General features: G+C 39.2%; 15 protein-coding genes. 12 read left to right on the top strand and 3 right to left on the bottom strand.

Features of this window, described 5'->3' with window-relative positions; all coding sequences use genetic code 11:
* Window positions 1-16 precede the first annotated feature (16 nt).
* From DZB84_RS03995 to DZB84_RS03985, 3 genes are all read left to right on the top strand, one after another.
* Window positions 17-835 (top strand): NAD-dependent epimerase/dehydratase family protein, encoded by an 819-nt coding sequence (locus DZB84_RS03995; RefSeq protein WP_223254378.1) that lies wholly within the window; start codon window positions 17-19, stop codon window positions 833-835.
* A gap of 139 nt (window positions 836-974) precedes the next feature.
* On the top strand, window positions 975-1547 hold the full coding sequence (locus tag DZB84_RS03990) for a YdcF family protein (protein WP_411266256.1): 573 nt from the start codon (window positions 975-977) through the stop codon (window positions 1545-1547).
* A 99-nt stretch (window positions 1548-1646) separates the two neighbouring features.
* A complete protein-coding gene (locus tag DZB84_RS03985) occupies window positions 1647-2384 on the top strand; it encodes a polysaccharide deacetylase family protein (RefSeq protein WP_189655138.1) in 738 nt (245 codons plus the stop codon).
* A 49-nt stretch (window positions 2385-2433) separates the two neighbouring features.
* Here DZB84_RS03985 and DZB84_RS03980 read toward each other — a convergent pair whose 3' ends face one another.
* The 3 genes from DZB84_RS03980 to DZB84_RS03970 form a co-directional block, all read right to left on the bottom strand.
* Window positions 2434-3756: a (Fe-S)-binding protein gene (locus DZB84_RS03980; protein ID WP_116350974.1), complete on the bottom strand. Its 1323-nt coding sequence runs from the start codon at window positions 3754-3756 to the stop codon at window positions 2434-2436.
* Complete coding sequence (glcD, locus tag DZB84_RS03975) at window positions 3753-5165, bottom strand: glycolate oxidase subunit GlcD (protein WP_116350973.1); 1413 nt, start codon at window positions 5163-5165, stop codon at window positions 3753-3755. Before glcD ends, DZB84_RS03980 begins: the two co-directional genes overlap by 4 nt.
* A gap of 87 nt (window positions 5166-5252) precedes the next feature.
* The gene (locus DZB84_RS03970) at window positions 5253-6359 is read right to left on the bottom strand and encodes a CdaR family transcriptional regulator (RefSeq protein WP_116350972.1); all 1107 of its coding nucleotides are present in this window, start codon (window positions 6357-6359) and stop codon (window positions 5253-5255) included.
* Window positions 6360-6515: 156 nt separating this feature from the next.
* Here DZB84_RS03970 and mnmH point away from each other — a divergent pair, with 156 nt between their 5' ends.
* The 9 genes from mnmH (at window position 6516) to DZB84_RS03925 (ending at window position 17193) form a co-directional block, all read left to right on the top strand.
* The gene (gene mnmH / locus DZB84_RS03965) at window positions 6516-7577 is read left to right on the top strand and encodes a tRNA 2-selenouridine(34) synthase MnmH (RefSeq protein ID WP_116350971.1); all 1062 of its coding nucleotides are present in this window, start codon (window positions 6516-6518) and stop codon (window positions 7575-7577) included.
* Window positions 7578-7747: 170 nt separating this feature from the next.
* Window positions 7748-9019: a DUF5667 domain-containing protein gene (locus DZB84_RS03960; RefSeq protein WP_116350970.1), complete on the top strand. Its 1272-nt coding sequence runs from the start codon at window positions 7748-7750 to the stop codon at window positions 9017-9019.
* A gap of 153 nt (window positions 9020-9172) precedes the next feature.
* Window positions 9173-9532: a hypothetical protein gene (locus tag DZB84_RS03955; protein ID WP_116350969.1), complete on the top strand. Its 360-nt coding sequence runs from the start codon at window positions 9173-9175 to the stop codon at window positions 9530-9532.
* A gap of 311 nt (window positions 9533-9843) precedes the next feature.
* Window positions 9844-11214 (top strand): NAD(P)-dependent oxidoreductase, encoded by a 1371-nt coding sequence (locus DZB84_RS03950; RefSeq protein ID WP_116350968.1) that lies wholly within the window; start codon window positions 9844-9846, stop codon window positions 11212-11214.
* A 29-nt stretch (window positions 11215-11243) separates the two neighbouring features.
* Window positions 11244-12527 (top strand): NAD-dependent dihydropyrimidine dehydrogenase subunit PreA, encoded by a 1284-nt coding sequence (gene preA, locus DZB84_RS03945; RefSeq protein ID WP_116350967.1) that lies wholly within the window; start codon window positions 11244-11246, stop codon window positions 12525-12527.
* Between the two features lie 19 nt (window positions 12528-12546).
* On the top strand, window positions 12547-13965 hold the full coding sequence (gene hydA, locus DZB84_RS03940) for a dihydropyrimidinase (protein ID WP_116350966.1): 1419 nt from the start codon (window positions 12547-12549) through the stop codon (window positions 13963-13965).
* 114 nt (window positions 13966-14079) lie between these two features.
* Window positions 14080-15555, top strand: coding sequence for an NCS1 family transporter (locus DZB84_RS03935; RefSeq protein ID WP_116350965.1), 1476 nt, complete (start codon window positions 14080-14082; stop codon window positions 15553-15555).
* A gap of 75 nt (window positions 15556-15630) precedes the next feature.
* Window positions 15631-16953: a solute carrier family 23 protein gene (locus DZB84_RS03930; protein ID WP_116350964.1), complete on the top strand. Its 1323-nt coding sequence runs from the start codon at window positions 15631-15633 to the stop codon at window positions 16951-16953.
* Window positions 16954-16980: 27 nt separating this feature from the next.
* Window positions 16981-17193, top strand: coding sequence for a hypothetical protein (locus DZB84_RS03925; protein ID WP_116350963.1), 213 nt, complete (start codon window positions 16981-16983; stop codon window positions 17191-17193).
* Window positions 17194-17260: the final 67 nt, after the last annotated feature.

Genomic DNA, 17260 nt, shown 5'->3' with positions numbered 1-17260 from the left:
AAAGGGGAGCACAGCATTGAAAAAGAAGATTGCCATCATCGGTGGGACTGGGCTAATAGGTTCCATCCTTGAAGAAGGACTAAACACCAAATATGAAATCTTCATTCTTGATAAAAAGGTGGACCATCACCCAAACCACATCGAGGTGGATGCAACAAATTTTGAGGATCTGGTAAGTAAGATTCCACCTGATTGTGACGCACTTGTTAACCTGCTTAATGTGAACACAAAGAATGATTTTAAAGATCTTTCCCAATTTCATAAAAAGACCGAAATACATTTTCTAGCTTCATTTTATATTCTAAAAGCAGCGATCGATCTTGGTATCCCGAAGGTGGTCTATGCAAGCAGCAATCATGTGACCGATTTTTATGAGAAGGATGGAATGTCTTCACTCGGACGTGAAATCAAAGTTGAGGATTATCCATACTCAAAGAGTTTGTATGGAACACTTAAATTGGCATCAGAAAACCTCGGACATATTTTAGCCTATGAGGAAGAAAACAATCTATCTGTCATTAACTTGCGAATTGGCAGTGTTAGACGGGATGAAGTGAAGGATTTACAAACAATACCACGGACCCAAAAAACATTATTAAGTCATCAGGATGTGATTCAGTTAGTTGATTTAGCTATCCAATCCACCATCAAATTTGGTACATATTATGGCGTATCAGATAATAAAGATAAACCGTGGTCTACAGAAAACGCCACACGTGAGCTGGGATTTATTTCAAAAACGAATTCAACCGACGTCCTGGAACGGGCTGAAACCGAAATGGACAATTTTCACCCCTACTTCGAGGATTTAGAAAATCAAAATTGGCTTAACTAAAAATCGTGCCCCTCGAAGGGCATGATTTATTTAGCTCGTTGAAACAGAAAGTGACGTTCTAAAAGTTTTCCTTTTTTGACCATTTGATATAATGATAGAATAACCCTAAAGGGGTTGAAACTATTTGAAAAAGAGGAAAATGATGTTACTTTCTACTGGAATTTTACTCATAATAGGTGTTATCTATTTCGGGAGTATTCATTATAAAATAACTCAGTATGTGGATACAGAGCCGCCCAAAAATGCTGACTATTTAATTATTCTTGGGGCAAAGGTGAACAGTGAAACCCCGTCACTTGCATTGCAATATCGTATCGATGCTGCTGCATTATATGCGAAGGAGAACGAGAATACGATTTTGATCGTTTCAGGTGGCCAAGGCCCAGGGGAGGATATTACAGAAGCTGAGGCAATGAGACGTGAACTAGTGGATAAAGGGATTCCTGAAACAAGAATCTTCATGGAAGACCGGTCAACAAGTACATATGAAAACATCAAGTTCTCGAAACAATTTATCCCTGAAGATCCTAAGCTTGGGATTATTGTGACGAATGATTATCACCTTTATCGTTCCGTTCAAATTGCAAGAGACGCCGGTTTAACAGTAAAGGGTCTACCTGCAAAAACACCACAGATAACATTGCTAAAAGCTTATAGTCGCGAGTATTTGTCAATCACGAAATATTATGTAGAAAAGTATTTAATAAAATAAAATACACATCTAATGACGAGAACAGTTCTCGTCATTTTTTTATTCAGGTTTACGTTTAAATAAATATGAAAAAAATCCATAAACTAGCTAGTAAGCCAAATGATAAAAGGAGGAACTTTTGTGGGAAGGTACATCTTATTGATTGTCCTTTTTTTGTCTCTCAATCAAATTCCTGCAATGGCAAAAGAACGCTTTGATTATGAAAAAACGGGGAAAATTACGTGGGAAGTAAAGACGAATGAAAAGATGGTGGCAATCACATTTGATGATGGTCCAAATCCCGTCTACACTCCTGAAATTTTAGATGTGTTATCAAAACATAAAGCAAAGGCAACTTTTTTTGTTGTCGGAAAACATGCAAATAATTACCCTGAGATTATTCGCCGTGAAGTATTAGAGGGTCATGAAATTGCTAATCACACCTTTAATCATTTAAATATCATAAGGGATTCCCAAAAACTTGAGAATGAAATAATTCAAACTTCTGACGCGCTTAAGGAAATAACCGGGTTTAGCCCTACTCTATTTCGGCCAGTTGGTGGAAGTTATAATGATGTTATTATTAATACGGCTGCTGAAAATGGATATCATGTTGTTTTGTGGTCATGGCATCAAGATACGAAGGATTGGAAAAATCCAGGGGTTAACACGATAACAAAACGGGTTATTTCAGGTATAAAGCCAGGAAACATTATCCTTTTTCATGATTCAGGAGGAAACCGCACGCAAACGATTCGAGCACTAGATCGTATCCTGACGAAACTGGAGAAAGAAGGATATGAATTTGTTACTGTTTCAGAAATGCTTTTTAGGACCCATACCACTCAAAATAATTAGGATTGTAAAAAACAAGAATCGCCTTGTAAACAAAGAAGATTCTTGTTTTTTACTCTTCAACCGCTTCAAGCAATAAATCTACAATATGAACGGCACGCATTTTATCGGATAACCCTTCCCGTTCAATGCCAAGTTTCATTTGTAATAAACAGCCTGGATTCGCTGTGACAATGGTTTTAGCCTGTGTCTCTTTTACGTTTTTCATTTTTGAATCCAAAATTTTCATCGACATTTCAGACTCCACGATGTTATAGATTCCAGCTGAGCCACAGCAGCTATCCGCATTTTTCATTTCCATATAAGTGGCGCCGTTAATGGCTTGAAGTAGCTTTCTTGGCTCAGAAGCAGTCTTCATCACATTTCGTAAATGACATGAATCTTGGTAGGTAATGACCTGAGCAGGGAGGGAAAGCTCTTGTTTATGAAACTCTAATTCTACTAAAACAGAAGAGATATCCTTAAGCTTTTTTGAAAAAGCTTTCGCCCGTTCTACCCACTTTGGCTCATCTTTTAGAAGGTGACCATAATCAATTAAAAAGGCTCCACAGCCACCAGCATTTGTAATAATATAATCCGCCTCGATTTCCTCAAACCCGATAATATTTTGTTTTGCTAGCTCTTTAGCTTTATTCTTTTCTCCACTATGTCCATGTAGCGCCCCACAGCACGCCTGAGATTTTGGTATGACAATCTCACAGCCAGCCAATTGAAGCAACTTCATTGTGGCATCATTCGTTTTCATAAACATCGTATCCATCAAGCAACCTGTGAAAAAGGAGACCTTTTTCTTTTGAACACCAATGGGCTCAAGGTGGTATGGTCGGTTCTTGAGTTCTTTCAAAGTAGGCACCTCTGGTAGAACGCGTTCCATCGTCGTTAAGCTATCAGGTAAGAACTTCATTAGCCCACTTTTTTGAACGACTTTTTGCATGCCGGAACGCTGATAGACACCCAGTAATCCAGTTAAGGTACGCATGCGATTTTGATGAGGAAACAGACCTTCAAAAACGGTTTTTCGAACGGTCTTAATCGGTAAAGAATGCTTTTTATTTTGATGAACAATATCCCTTGCTTCTTCTAAAAGATGTCCGTAATTGACGCCAGACGGACAAACCGGTTCACAGGCGCGACATCCTAAGCACATATTTAACGATTTTTCAAAGTCCTCATCGGGCTCAATGAGACCATCGACAACAGCCTTCATTAATGCAATTCTTCCGCGAGGGGAGTGGGATTCCTGATAGCCCGATTCGATATAGGTTGGGCAGGTTGGAAGACAGAACCCACAGCGCATGCAGTTCAATAATTCGTTCTGATCCATCCGAGATTGGAATTCTTCTTTTATTTTTTGTTGTTCGTGTATTGACGTCATCTTGAAACCACCACACGTTTTCTTGAATCTTTTGCAAACATTTTACCAGGATTCATTATGTTATTAGGATCTAGTCCTGTTTTAATGGCTTGCATCGCAGCAATCCCCGCAGTACCTAATTTCATCTCAAGATATGGAGCTTTCATCACGCCAACACCATGTTCGCCTGTGATGGTTCCACCGAGTTCAATTGCTGCTTCAAAAATTTCTTCAAATGCTTTTTCCACTCGTTCAATTTCTTCACGATCCCTGACATCTGTTAAGCAAGTGGGATGGAGGTTACCATCACCTGCGTGACCAAAGGTACAAATTCGGAGTTGATATTTTTTCGCAATTTCTTCAATCGCCTTTACCATCTTGGCAATTTCAGAACGTGGAACAGTTGCATCTTCTAAAATAGTGGTTGGTTTTAACCGTGCAAGTGCGGAAAGAGCTGCGCGTCTTGCTGTCCTTAGTGCATCTGCTTCTTCTTCAGATTGTGCAGATTTCACGGAAACGGCATTTTCTTCCTTGCAAATCTCTATGATTCTCTCAATATCCCGTTTTACAATTTCTGCTGGACCATCCTGCTCAATAAGGAGAATGGCTTTCGCATCAGTTGGAAGCCCGATTTGTGCGAATGCCTCGACTGCTTCAAGAGTAGGCTGGTCTAAGAACTCAAGTGTAATCGGAATTATTTTACTCGCGATAATCTTTGAAACGGTTTTGGCGGCTGCCTCCAAATCCTGATAAAGGGCTAGAATCGTTTCTTTCGTTTCAGGCATGGGGATGAGCTTAAGCGTAGCTTCGGTAATGATGCCAAGTGTACCTTCTGAACCTACAAAAAGCCGCGTCAGGTCATATCCAGCTACATCCTTTGCGAGTTTTCCACCGGTTTTGATGATTTCACCATTCGCTAGAACAACCTCAAGCCCCATCACATAATCACGTGTTACCCCATATTTAAGACCGCGTAATCCACCCGAATTTTCGTTGATATTGCCACCGATTGTGGATATTTTCATCGAACCAGGGTCAGGTGGATAAAACAAACCCTTTGCTTCTACAGCATTTGTGACCTCTTGAGTGATCACGCCAGGTTGGACCGTAATGGTTAAATTTTCCTCATCGATTTCCAAAATTTTATTTAAATGTTTAAAAAGGAGGACAACTCCACCTTCGGTTGGACAGGTACCTGCGCAAAGATTGGTCCCGGAACCACGGGGAACAATTGGAATTTTAAATTCATTGCAAACCTTGACGACACTCGCAATTTCCTCTTTATTTCGTGGAGAAATCACGGCATCTGGCATTGACTGGAACTGTGGGGTTGCATCATAGGAGTACACCAGTCGCCCTGTACTTGAATCATCATAGTTTTCCGCACCGACAATTTTTAAAAAGTGTTGTTTTGCTTGTGCATCAATCATGGTATCGCCTCCAAATTATCTACTTATAATAAGCATAAAAAAAAGCGGAAGAATCCGCTATGTAGAAACCTACAAATATTCGTTTGATTATTCGACTACTTTTATGGATCTATCCAATAAAAGAATTCCAAGATAAAGGGTGGTTAAATCCACAAAATTTCTTGGGTGCAATCCGGTTTTCTCTTCGATTTTATTAAAACGGTATGAAAGAGTATTCACGTGAATATGAAGGGCCTCAGCAGTATCTTTGATAGATTGGTTTTGCCTAGTATATTCAAGAAGGGTTAGGAGCAAATCATAATCACCCAGAAGTTTAGCGATTGTACGCTTCACATATTCGATTTGAACCATCCCACTCGTTTCATGTATGAGCATCTCCAATTTTAAATCATCGTCGAATTGGATTGAGTTCGTCCGTTTCGCAATCTGAAGCGCTCGATCAGCTTCATCGAAAGATTGTCTTAGTAGGTAGTCCTCACTACCAATTCCAAACGATATTTTAACAGAGAAGGAGCTTTCTATTTCCTTTTTTAGTTTTTGAAGAGTTTTTTGGATTTGTTCTTTTGACCGGTCCGTTAACAGGAGGAGAAACTGTTCATTTCCCCATCTAACAAAGATCTCATTTTCGTTTAAAAAGGTGCTTTGCTGAAGTCGATTTGATATAGGTCTGATTGGAACTTCAGTTTCACTTTTAATAGACGCAAAAACAACCTGACGTTTCCTTTCGATATCAATATTTAGATGCTCCGCACGTTTGATAAATTCTCCTGATTCTTCTTTACCTTGAACCCAATCAAAGACAAAGGTTTCAAGTGCTCGGGATTCCATTTCGATTTGTTCAGCATAATAGCTCTCTTGAATGAGCAACTCAGTCATTTTTTTCAAAAGCTCTCCATATGCAGAAACTTGATCAGGATTTCCAGTAATACCAATGACTCCAACAACTTTTTGTTTAAACATAATAGGTAAATTGATACCAGCCTTTACACCTTTTAGGTGATCTTCCATCTCTTTTGTTATGATCATTTTCTTTTCGTCTCGACTAGCGAGAAGTGCACCTTCATGAAAGTTGCCAATTCGGCTCGTGTCCGTACTTGCAATAATGGTTCCTGAAACATCTACAACAATAATATCTTCATCAATTAATCTACGAACTTCGTTAATAATTTTTTTAGCAAGTGATGGTATAAGCATGAAAGATCCTCCGTTCCAACGTATTATACCAATTCTATCATTTCTAAAAATTGTTGTAATTGCATTTTTTAAGCGGATGAAGTTTTTCTGTTTTATAATAGAGAGTGTAAAATGTGGACATAGTGTAGATAGATATGTTTGAAGGGAAGAAAATCAATGTTTCAAGATATATCAGTTGAAGAATTACGGAAGTTGCAGAAGGAAAAGCCACTTGCCATTGTTGATGTGCGCTCACCTTCTGAATTTGCTGAATCCAATATCCCTGGCAGTGTAAATATTCCGATATTTACAGATGAAGAACGGGCTGAAATTGGAACGATCTATAAACAAGTAAGTCCTGATGCGGCAAAGGAAAAAGGACTTGAAATCGTATCTGCCAAGCTTCCGACCTTTATCAAGGAGTTTGCAAAACTCCCTGAGGAAGAGAAGGTTGTTTATTGCTGGCGCGGAGGAATGCGTAGTAAGACATCCGCAACACTCATTGATTTAATGGGAATCAAAGCAAAACGACTGATTGGAGGAATTCGTGGGTTTCGGACGTGGGTTGTGGAAAACTTAGAAGAGCTTGAGAACGATTTTAAGCCTAAGGCTTTAGTGATAAATGGATATACAGGTTCGGGAAAAACAAAAATTTTAACAGAGCTTCAGGAAAAGGGCTATCCGGTCATGGATTTAGAAGGGATGGCCAACCACCGCGGATCCGTGTTTGGGATGATTGGGAAAAAGCCACATAATCAAAAAGTGTTTGACCTAATGTTTGTGGAGCGTGCACTTGAACTAAAAAATTCTCCATATGTCCTATTGGAGGCTGAAAGCAAGCGAGTCGGTAGAGCAACATTACCTGACTTTTTACTGAACATTAAAGAACAAGGGTACCATATTTTTGTTGACCTACCAATGGAAGAGCGGGTTTTAAACATTTTAGAAGATTATCGGCCGTGGGAATTTCCGAATGAATGTATGTCTGCCTTCCAACGAATTAAAAGAAGGATTCATACACCGATTGCAGCACAGATTGAAAAAGATCTTGAAACCGGGGATTATAATTCGGCTGTGAAGTTATTATTGGAATACTACTATGATCCGAGATACCACTATACGGCTGAACAAATACCTGAAGAACGCAGCACAGTCTTACATGTGAAAAATGTGGAAGAAGCCACAAGATTAATCGAAGAACTTATCGCTGAAAAAATAACAAAAGCCCCAACAAATTAATGATAAAACGACTACGACCTAGTGCCATTAGCACTAGGTTTTTTGGTAATTTTTTTGCATTTCATTAGACTTACGAATCATATATTATTTTTCTAGTAAAAGACGGACATATACTTGTCAGCTTTCGTCGAATGCTTTTATCGTAATTCAAATATAGGGGGAACTAATACATGACAAAGCGCAAGTTCAAGAAGTCTATCATTAGCGGTACAGTAGCATCAGCACTTATTCTTTCATTAGCAACACCTGCTGCATTTGCTAACGAAGACGGAACACAAGAAACAGTTGTCGAAGAAATCCCGGTTAATTACGGTACGGCTGAAGATGTCGTAGCTGAGGATGAAGTAGTCGAAGAAAACGTAGAGGCAACTGAAGAAGTAACTGAAGGTGAAGAAGCTACAGAAGAAGTAGTTGAAGACGAAGAGGTAATTGAGGAAGAAGCTTCTGAAGAAGAGGCAACAGAAGATGAAGAAGTTGTAGAAGAAGAGACAACTGAAGAGGAAGTTCAAGCTGAAAAAGCACCTTCTTTAGTACCTGGAGATTTCTTTTATTTTGTAAAACTTATGATCGAAAAAGTACGTCTTGCAGTAACTGTTGATGATTATAAGGAAGCAAAACTATTAGCTGAATTTGCGGCTGAGCGCATCGCGGAAGCAAATGCTTTATTTGCTGAAGGTAAAACAGAAGAAGCTGAAGAACTTCTTCAAAAAGCAATCGAAACTCAAGAAGCTGCAACTGAAAGTTTAACAGAGTCTGAAGAGCCTGCAACTGAAGAAACAGAAGTAAAAGAAGAAGATGCAGTTGAAGAAGAAACATCTGATGCTGAAGAAGTAGTGGCAGAAGATGATGTAGAAGAAACTGTAGTTGAGGGTTCTGTGGAAACAGAAGTAGAAGTAAAGCTTGCAAATAACATTGATGCATTATCTGCTGCTTTAGCACACGTTAAAAATCCAACTGCTCAACAAGCATTAATGAAAAATATTCAAAAATCATTTGCAAAATTAGATAAAAAACTTGCAAAACTAGAGAAAAAAGCAGCAAAATTTGCAGCTAAACAAGAAGAAAAAGCGATTGAAGAAACAACTGAAGAACCAGTTGTAGAGCAAGAAGAAGTAGTTGAGGAAGTAGCGACAGGACCAGTAGTCGAAGAAACAGAAACAACTGAAACAGAAGTTCAACCTGTTGTAGCCGCTCCTGCTCCTGTAGGTGAAAAGAAACAAGAAAAAGTAAATGAAAAGCGTGAACAAGCTCAGCAAAAAGCACAAGAGAAGCAACAACAAGCACAAGCGAAAAAAGCTGAGAAACAACAACAGGCTAAAGAACAAAAGCAAAATCACCAAAATCAAAATGCAGGTAAAAACAATGGCAATGGCCAAGGGAACAAAGGAAACAGCAACGGCCATGGAAACAATGGCAACGGCAATGGTAATGGTAAAAACTAAATTTTAAAGTAACGGATTATTTATTCAAAGGATGAAATCAACTGGATTTCATCCTTTTTTCATTTTGTCAAGCTGGGATTTTCCCTCATGAATTCGCTTTATATTTTTAATGTGTTATGATTAGAGTAGTTACTACCTGAGGAGGTCGGATAAATGATTAATGTAAAAAGTAAGGGTTCTAACCGATTTGCTTTTGAAAATGAGCGAGCTCTATGTTTAACACAGGTAATCAAAAGAACGGAGAATAATGTTACCAAGAAGATGGTGGTACGCGATAAAAAGATGGGCATTGATTTTTCTGTTATCATTCCATTAAAACTGAAAAAAAATGGAGAGGTCCATTACTACCCATCAAAAGAATTTACAGTTAGAGGAAAAAAGGTTGGCACGAAAAATACAATGGCAAAATATTATGATTCCCTAGGTGAGTGGGAATCGTTTAAGAGTGAATTTTTTGATACGTATAGTTTGACAGTAAATAAGTTGATCTATAAGGAAGCGATTGTAAAGTAGTTCCTCGAAATAGAAATTGGAATCTAAAAAAAGAGCGTAGTTTTGAAAATCACTATGAGTGTGATTCAAAACTATCGCTCTTTTTTTACATTATGAGTGGAAAACAGCTTATATCTTTTAACACTCTGTATAATGCAATCATACCTAGAAGAAAGTAAAATAGACACAAAGTTCATATTTTTAGGACAATGTTTATGTTTTCATCATGAATGTTAGAAAAATATGAAAACGCTTACTGTTTGTAAGCTTTTAAAATTGCAAAAAAGTGCCTCTGTCATTTGCAATTTTCACTATAAAAAGGAGGTAAATCTATGAGTCATTCAAACGTAAGAATTTCGTATCAGGATTTAAAAATGAATTTTAATGAAGTGAACCCTGCACTAACGAACCGTGAAGCTATTGAAGAATCCAATCGCTGCCTTTATTGCTATGATGCCCCCTGTATAACTGCATGCCCTACTGGAATAGACATCCCTACCTTTATTAAAAAAATCGCTTCTGGAAATCTAAAAGGATCAGCAAAAACAATTATGACATCTAACCCTATCGGTGCAAGCTGTGCCCGTGTTTGCCCTACAGAGGAGCTTTGTGAGGGGGCTTGTGTCTTAAATCATTCCACCAAACCAATCATGATTGGTGATTTACAAAGATACGCTACAGATTGGGCAATCCGAAATGAACAGATACTATTTGATCCGGGTAAGAAAAATGGGAAATCAGTTGCCATTGTCGGGGGTGGTCCTGCAGGACTTTCAGCTGCCAGAGAACTCGGATTACTTGGCTATGATGTTACCATTTTTGAAGCAGAAGAGAAGGCTGGCGGTTTGAACACATATGGTATCGTTTCGTTTAGACTTCCACAGGGAATTTCATACTGGGAGGTTAAGCAAGTAGAAAGCTTAGATGTGAAAATACGCACAAATACTAGAGTTGGTGGGGATATTTCTGTAGATGAGATCCTTGAAAACTTCGATGCTGTCATTCTAGCAATTGGAATGTCAAAGGTACCTTCCCTTGGCATCGTTGGTGAAGAATTAGAAGGGGTATATGATGCGATTGAGTTTGTAAAAGAAACAAAAACAAAGCCAATATCAGATCGATTTCTAGGCAGTAGGGTTGTTGTTGTAGGTGCTGGGAATACAGCGATTGATGGTGCGACATGCTCAGTCAGGTTAGGGGCAGAAAACGTAAAAATCCTCTATAGAAGAACGATTGAAGAAATGACGGCCTATGATTTTGAATATGAATTTGCCAAACAAGATGGTGTTGAATTTCGATGGTTAACAGCGCCTAAGAAAATCATCGGGGATGAACAAGGACGCGTTAAAGCAATTGAGTGCATCAAAATGGAGCTCGGTGAGCCAGGAGAAGATGGCAGAAGACGTCCTATACCAGTTGAGGGGTCTGAGTTCATTCTAGAGGTTGATGTGGTTATTAAGGCAATTGGGCAAACAAGATATATAGAACTTATTGAACAGTTTGATCTTGAGCATGATGGAGGAGTTGTAAAAATTAATCAAGAGACTCTTCAAACATCTAATAAAAAAGTATTTGCTTGTGGGGATGTGATTTTTGGTAAGGGTCAAGGAGAAGCAATGGTTGTTTCTGCTGCACAGCAAGGCAAGGATGCGGCATATGCAATTCATAAGGCAATGTTTGGTGCAGTATCTGAGATCGCGTAATAATTGATAAGGCAAAAGGAGGTTTATCGATGGCAGATTTACGAATTAATCTAGCAGGGATCGAATCCCCTAATCCGTTTTGGTTAGCATCTGCTCCTCCAACAAATTCCGGTTATCAAGTCCAACGTGCATTTGATGCTGGATGGGGCGGAGCGGTATGGAAGACATTAGGTGACCCGATTTTGAATGTTACCTCACGATTTGGAGCAGTAAGCTTCAATGGGCAAAGAGTGGCGGGCTTTAACAATATTGAGTTAATTTCAGATCGACCTATTGAGGTTAACTTAAAAGAGATCAAAGAAACAAAGAAGCTATTTCCGAATCATACGATTATTGCTTCATTGATGGTTGAACCAAAACAAGAAAAGTGGCACGAAATTGTAAAAAGAGTGGAAGAAGTGGGCGTAGATGGTTTAGAACTCAACTTTGGCTGTCCACATGGCATGGCTGAAAGAGGAATGGGGTCGGCATCTGGCCAGGTACCTTCACTTGTAGAGCAACAAACCTATTGGGTAAAAGAGGTAGCGCAAACGCCCGTCATTGTTAAGCTAACGCCAAATATTACGGATATCACAGCTACTGCGGAGGCTGCTACTCGTGGTGGTGCTGATGCGATTAGCATGATCAACACCATTAATAGTTTAGCAGGAGTTGATTTAGATACATGGAACACGATTCCACATGTCGGAGGTAAGGGTGCGCATGGCGGATATTGTGGTCCTGCTGTAAAGCCGATTGCCCTCAATATGGTCGCTGAATGTGCTAGAAGTCCACATATCAATATCCCGATTTCTGGGATTGGTGGAATTTCAACCTGGCAGGATGCGGTCGAATATATGCTGATGGGTGCCTCTGGAGTTCAAGTGTGTACGGCAGCAATGCATCATGGCTTTAGAATTGTGGAAGACATGATCGAAGGGTTGGATAATTATCTCGATCAAAAAGGGATTGCTTCGGTTATGGATATTGTTGGAAAGACGGTTCCAAAGTATTCTGATTGGGGTGACCTTGATCTTAACTATAAAATAGTAGCCCGTATCAATAACGATATTTGTATAAATTGTAATAAATGTCATATTGCATGTGAAGATACGTCACATCAATGTATTGATATGCTTAAGGATGGAAATGGCTACAACATCCTAAAGGTTAGAGAGGAAGACTGTGTTGGCTGTAACCTATGTTCAATCGTATGTCCGGTTGATGGAGCGATTGAGATGGTTGAAGTCCCAAGTGGGTTACCTCCAATGACATGGAATGAGCGCCAGGCTGCTATTGGTGCGGTAAGTTGTAAAGTAGACTCAGTAAAGTAATTTCTAGGGGAGGGTTATGATGAAGAAGATAATTAGAAATGGAACCATTGTAACAGCAACAGATACGTATCAAGCAGAAATTCTTGTGGAGAATGGCGTAATCAGCCAAATCGGGATGAATCTTTCGACTGAAGGTGGTGAAGTAATTGATGCAAATGGGTGCTATATATTTCCAGGTGGAATCGATCCTCATACCCATCTAGAAATGCCTTTCGGAGGTACAGTCACAAAAGATGATTTTGAAACCGGAACAATTGCCGCTGCCTTTGGAGGAACAACGACAATTATTGATTTTTGTTTATCCAATAAAGGTGAACCTTTAAAAGATGCGATTGATACATGGCACGGGAAATCAAAGGGCAAAGCAGTTATTGATTATGGCTTTCACCTTTCAATTGGAGAAGTAAATGATGCAGTATTAAATGAACTTCCATCCGTGATTGAAAATGAAGGGATCACATCCTTCAAAGTATTTATGGCCTATAAAAATGTCCTTCAGGCGGATGACGAAACCTTATTTAAAACACTACTTGCTGCTAAAGAATTAGGTGCCCTCGTCATGGTTCACGCTGAAAATGGAGATGTCATCGACTATCTTGTGAAAAAGTCTCTGAGTGAAGGAAAGACAGATCCAATCTATCATGCATTAACAAGACCTCAAGAGATAGAAGGAGAGGCAACAGAAAGAGCTGCAACCTTCGCAGGACTTGCGAATTCTCAGCTTTACGTCGTTCATGTTACATGTGCAGACGCTGTTAAAGCCATTACTGAAGCAAGAGAAAAAGGCTTTGATGTGTGGGGAGAAACATGTCCACAATATTTAGTTCTCGATCAATCGTATCTGGAAAAGCCCAATTTTGAAGGGGCTAAGTATGTCTGGTCACCACCATTACGTGAAAAATGGAATCAAGATGTACTGTGGAATGCACTAAGAACAGGGCAGCTTCAGACATTTGGTTCAGATCAGTGTTCGTTTGATTTTAAAGGTCAAAAGGAGCTTGGTTTAGGTGATTTCTCGAAAATTCCTAATGGGGGACCAATGATTGAAGAGCGATTAACGGTTCTATTCTCAGAAGGTGTCAAAAAAGGAAGAATTACCTTAAATCAGTTTGTAGACTTAACATCTACTAGAGTTGCGAAATTATTTGGACTGTATCCAAAGAAGGGTACAATCGCGGTTGGAGCGGATGCCGATATTGTGATTTTTGATCCAAATATCGAGCGTACCATATCTGCTGAAACTCACCATATGGCAGTTGATTACAGCGCCTTTGAAGGGATGAAGTTTACCGGCGAACCCGTATCTGTTTTATCTAGAGGGGAATTTGTTGTTCGTGATAAACAATTTGTTGGAAAACTAGGTGCAGGTCAATTCATTAAACGTGCAAAATACGGTGAGAATTTTGAAATGGCAAAGGATAAAACAGCCACAGTGTAATGTTAGTGAAAGGAGGGAGTTGATGCTCCTTCCTTCATTTAAGAAAAGGAAATGAGGTGAGTTCCGGTTTTATAATTCAGAATATTCAAAATAAAATCCAGAAAGGGTGTTGTCATGAAAAAAAACAGTAGTTATCTGAAATCTCCAGACTTGTTTCCTATAGGCCATGGGGCTAGAAAGATAAGTGCGCTTGGTTTCTCCTTGATTTGGGTTGGTATGGCAATTTTACTAGCGGCTTTTGCGATCGGGGGAGACGGGGTTAGACATTTACCTCTTGGATGGGTGATTGTTGCTACCATCATAGGCTCAGTGTTAATAGGTGTTTTTATGACGTTTATCGGTGATATTGGAGTAGAGCATGGGCTTTCCTTTCCAGTCTATATGAGAGCTCCTTTCGGTACGATTGGAACTCATATACCATCAGTAGTGCGTGGTGTAACAGCCTCTTGTTGGTTTGGAATTAATACCTATTTTGGTGCAACCGCCATGAATGCAATTTTAAAAACTCTCGTGGGATTTGATAACTGGTTTATCTGTTTTTTATTGTTTGCTGCCTTTCAGTTAGTTAACACAGCTCTTGGAATGAAAGCCATTGAGAGATTTGCAGATTTAGCTGCCCCTATCATTTTACTTATCTCGTTTTGGATGTTTATTTCCCTATCTGGAAAAGCGGCTGACCAAGGCAGAGATATTTGGACATGGGTTGAAAGTCCAGTTAATGGAACTGCTGCAATAACTGCATTTATGGTGGTTGTTATGGCAAACATGGGCTTTTGGGCAACACTTGCTGCTGATATGCCATCGTTATCCAGATTCTTTAAAGCTCCACGGTATGAAAGAAACTGGTTTAAACGAAACAAAGCCCAAATTGCGGGCAATGTTGTCGTTATGCCACTTGTCAATTTATTAATGATTATCATTGGTGCGGTGGCGTACGTTGCAGTCTTAAATTATGATCCTGTTGTTGCCTTACAAGAAGCAGCTAGTGGAATTGTATTAGTTATCCTTTTATTAATGATTGTTCTTGCTCAATGGTCAACAAATACTGCTGCTAACGTAATACCTGCAGCAACTATCTTTTCCAATGTGGGAGGACCAAAATATCCATTTTGGGCAGGCGTTATTACGGCCGGAATCATAGGGGTTATCATACAGCCTTGGAAATTATTTGGAGTCATCATTCCAGCACTACTTATTATTGGGGGAGTTCTATCAGCTATTGTAGGAATTTTATTTACTGATTATTACATCCTTAGAAAGAGACGTGTTAACGTTCCAGAGCTTTATGAGAGTGAGGGACAGTTTAGATATTCTAATGGAGTCAATTGGGCAGGTATGATGGCTTGGATCATTGGAGGTACTGCATCTTATTTCTTCTCCGCATATTCATTCTTTGTCGGATTTGGTGTGGGAGCGGTTATTTATTATGTACTCGCAAAATATTGGTATTTCAAAAAGTTTACCCAGGCAGAAATTGTTGATCCTGATGATGAAAAGTATTTAGGTATCACAGTGGGGCGTGACTGGGAAATCTCAGAAAATGAGGAAGTTGTAATTGCATCAGAAACGACGGTAGATTCAAAGATTTAGTTTTCTCAAAAGAGACGTAAACACAGTATTGGTTAAGTAATTATAGAAAAAAGCGAAAGTAAAGGGGGAAGAGGAATGAGCGGTGTAGATTCAAAAAAGGTTGTTTTAGGGATAAATGAGACACCACCTCCAGGGAAGTTTTTAGTATTAAGCATTCAGCACTTGTTTGCGATGTTCGGAGCAACAATCTTAGTTCCGTATCTTGTTGGGTTATCCCCAGGTGTAGCCCTTATTTCAAGTGGAATTGGAACGTTGACTTTTCTCATTATTACAAAGGGGCAGGTTCCTGCCTATGTTGGTTCCTCATTTGCATTTATCGCGCCAATCATAGCTGCAACCGCAGCGGATGGTCCAGGTGCCGCAATGATTGGTAGTTTTTTAGCAGGTCTTGTATACGGGATTGTTGCTCTCATTATTAAAGGAACGGGCCATAAATGGCTAGTTAAATTACTTCCACCAGTTGTTGTTGGACCCGTTATCATTGTAATCGGTCTTAGCCTTGCACCAACTGCAGTCGGTATGGCAATGAATGACGCAAATGGTGAATATAGTCTACTTCACTTTTCGGTTGCACTAGTTACACTGCTTATTGTAATTTTAAGCTCCATCTTCCTAAGAGGTTTTTTAAATTTAATTCCCGTTTTGATTGGGATTGTTGGCGGTTATATATTTGGTGCCATCGTTGGATTGGTAGATCTATCAGGTGTTAAGTCTGCTAAAATTTTTGAAATGCCAGATTTTCTTTTTCCTTTTGTCCATTATTCCCCCACAGTGACATTAAGTATTATTGCGTTAATGGTACCCGTTTCGATTGTTACATTATCTGAACATATCGGTCATCAAATGGTATTAAGTAAAGTTGTTAGTAAAGATTTGATCCAGAGACCTGGTTTACATCGCTCAATTATGGGAGACGGTCTTGCTACCATGCTTGCAGCCTTAATGGGTGGTCCTCCAAATACGACGTACGGAGAAAATATTGGTGTATTAGCGATTACGAGAGTATTTAGCGTTTTTGTTATCGGCGGTGCAGCAGTGTTTGCGATATTGTTTGGGTTTATCGGAAAAATTACGGCACTCATTAGTTCGATTCCAACTGCAGTAATGGGTGGAATTTCCCTATTATTATTTGGAATCATTGCTGCTTCTGGATTACGGATGCTTGTTGATAGTAAAGTAGATTTAGACGATAAACGTAACCTAATCATTTCATCCGTCATTTTAGTGGTTGGGATTGGTGGAGCTATCATGAAGTTTACAGCAAACTTTGAAATTCATGGGATGGCTCTGGCAGCTATTTTAGGGGTTCTATTAAATTGGGCTCTACCTGGAGGCGTAACTGGTGAAGAAGTTAATATGTATGAGGTTGAGTTAGATCAGAAAACAACTGCACAATAAAAGTATGATTCAAAGGAGTGTCCATACATGTCAGAATACCAAATCTTTTTACAAGAGAGAGACAAAATAGATTTTTTACTTCAAAAAGGCTATAAAATGACGAGTGTCATCGAAAATCTAAGTGGGGCATTCGTAGATTTTGAGAATAACGTTCAAAAAGAGACTTTACACATTATTACACCAGAAGGGCGTAAATATTTTGCGGTAATGCTTATCAAGCAACAACAGGAAGGTGCTTAAGAGTCTGTATCAAGATCAACATGTCAAAGCCGGTGTCTTTACTTAAAAGAGACTGGCTTTTTTAGCT

Source organism: Bacillus sp. HNG (assembly GCF_003400205.1).
Classification (GTDB): domain Bacteria; phylum Bacillota; class Bacilli; order Bacillales; family Bacillaceae_L; genus Ferdinandcohnia.
Note: the sequence above shows the minus strand (reverse complement) of the source record. Positions and strands in the feature narration are given on the sequence as shown.

Bases quoted from the DNA above. Each gene is read 5' to 3' on its own strand.
- DZB84_RS03990 (WP_411266256.1), top strand. From the start codon at position 975: ATGATGTTACTTTCTACTGGAATTTTACTCATAATAGGTGTTATCTAT.
- DZB84_RS03985 (WP_189655138.1), top strand. From the start codon at position 1,647: ATGATAAAAGGAGGAACTTTTGTGGGAAGGTACATCTTATTGATTGTC.
- DZB84_RS03980 (WP_116350974.1), bottom strand. From the start codon at position 3,756: ATGACGTCAATACACGAACAACAAAAAATAAAAGAAGAATTCCAATCT.
- glcD (WP_116350973.1), bottom strand. From the start codon at position 5,165: ATGATTGATGCACAAGCAAAACAACACTTTTTAAAAATTGTCGGTGCG.
- DZB84_RS03970 (WP_116350972.1), bottom strand. From the start codon at position 6,359: ATGCTTATACCATCACTTGCTAAAAAAATTATTAACGAAGTTCGTAGA.
- mnmH (WP_116350971.1), top strand. From the start codon at position 6,516: ATGTTTCAAGATATATCAGTTGAAGAATTACGGAAGTTGCAGAAGGAA.
- DZB84_RS03960 (WP_116350970.1), top strand. From the start codon at position 7,748: ATGACAAAGCGCAAGTTCAAGAAGTCTATCATTAGCGGTACAGTAGCA.
- DZB84_RS03955 (WP_116350969.1), top strand. From the start codon at position 9,173: ATGATTAATGTAAAAAGTAAGGGTTCTAACCGATTTGCTTTTGAAAAT.
- DZB84_RS03950 (WP_116350968.1), top strand. From the start codon at position 9,844: ATGAGTCATTCAAACGTAAGAATTTCGTATCAGGATTTAAAAATGAAT.
- preA (WP_116350967.1), top strand. From the start codon at position 11,244: ATGGCAGATTTACGAATTAATCTAGCAGGGATCGAATCCCCTAATCCG.
- hydA (WP_116350966.1), top strand. From the start codon at position 12,547: ATGAAGAAGATAATTAGAAATGGAACCATTGTAACAGCAACAGATACG.
- DZB84_RS03935 (WP_116350965.1), top strand. From the start codon at position 14,080: ATGAAAAAAAACAGTAGTTATCTGAAATCTCCAGACTTGTTTCCTATA.
- DZB84_RS03930 (WP_116350964.1), top strand. From the start codon at position 15,631: ATGAGCGGTGTAGATTCAAAAAAGGTTGTTTTAGGGATAAATGAGACA.
- DZB84_RS03925 (WP_116350963.1), top strand. From the start codon at position 16,981: ATGTCAGAATACCAAATCTTTTTACAAGAGAGAGACAAAATAGATTTT.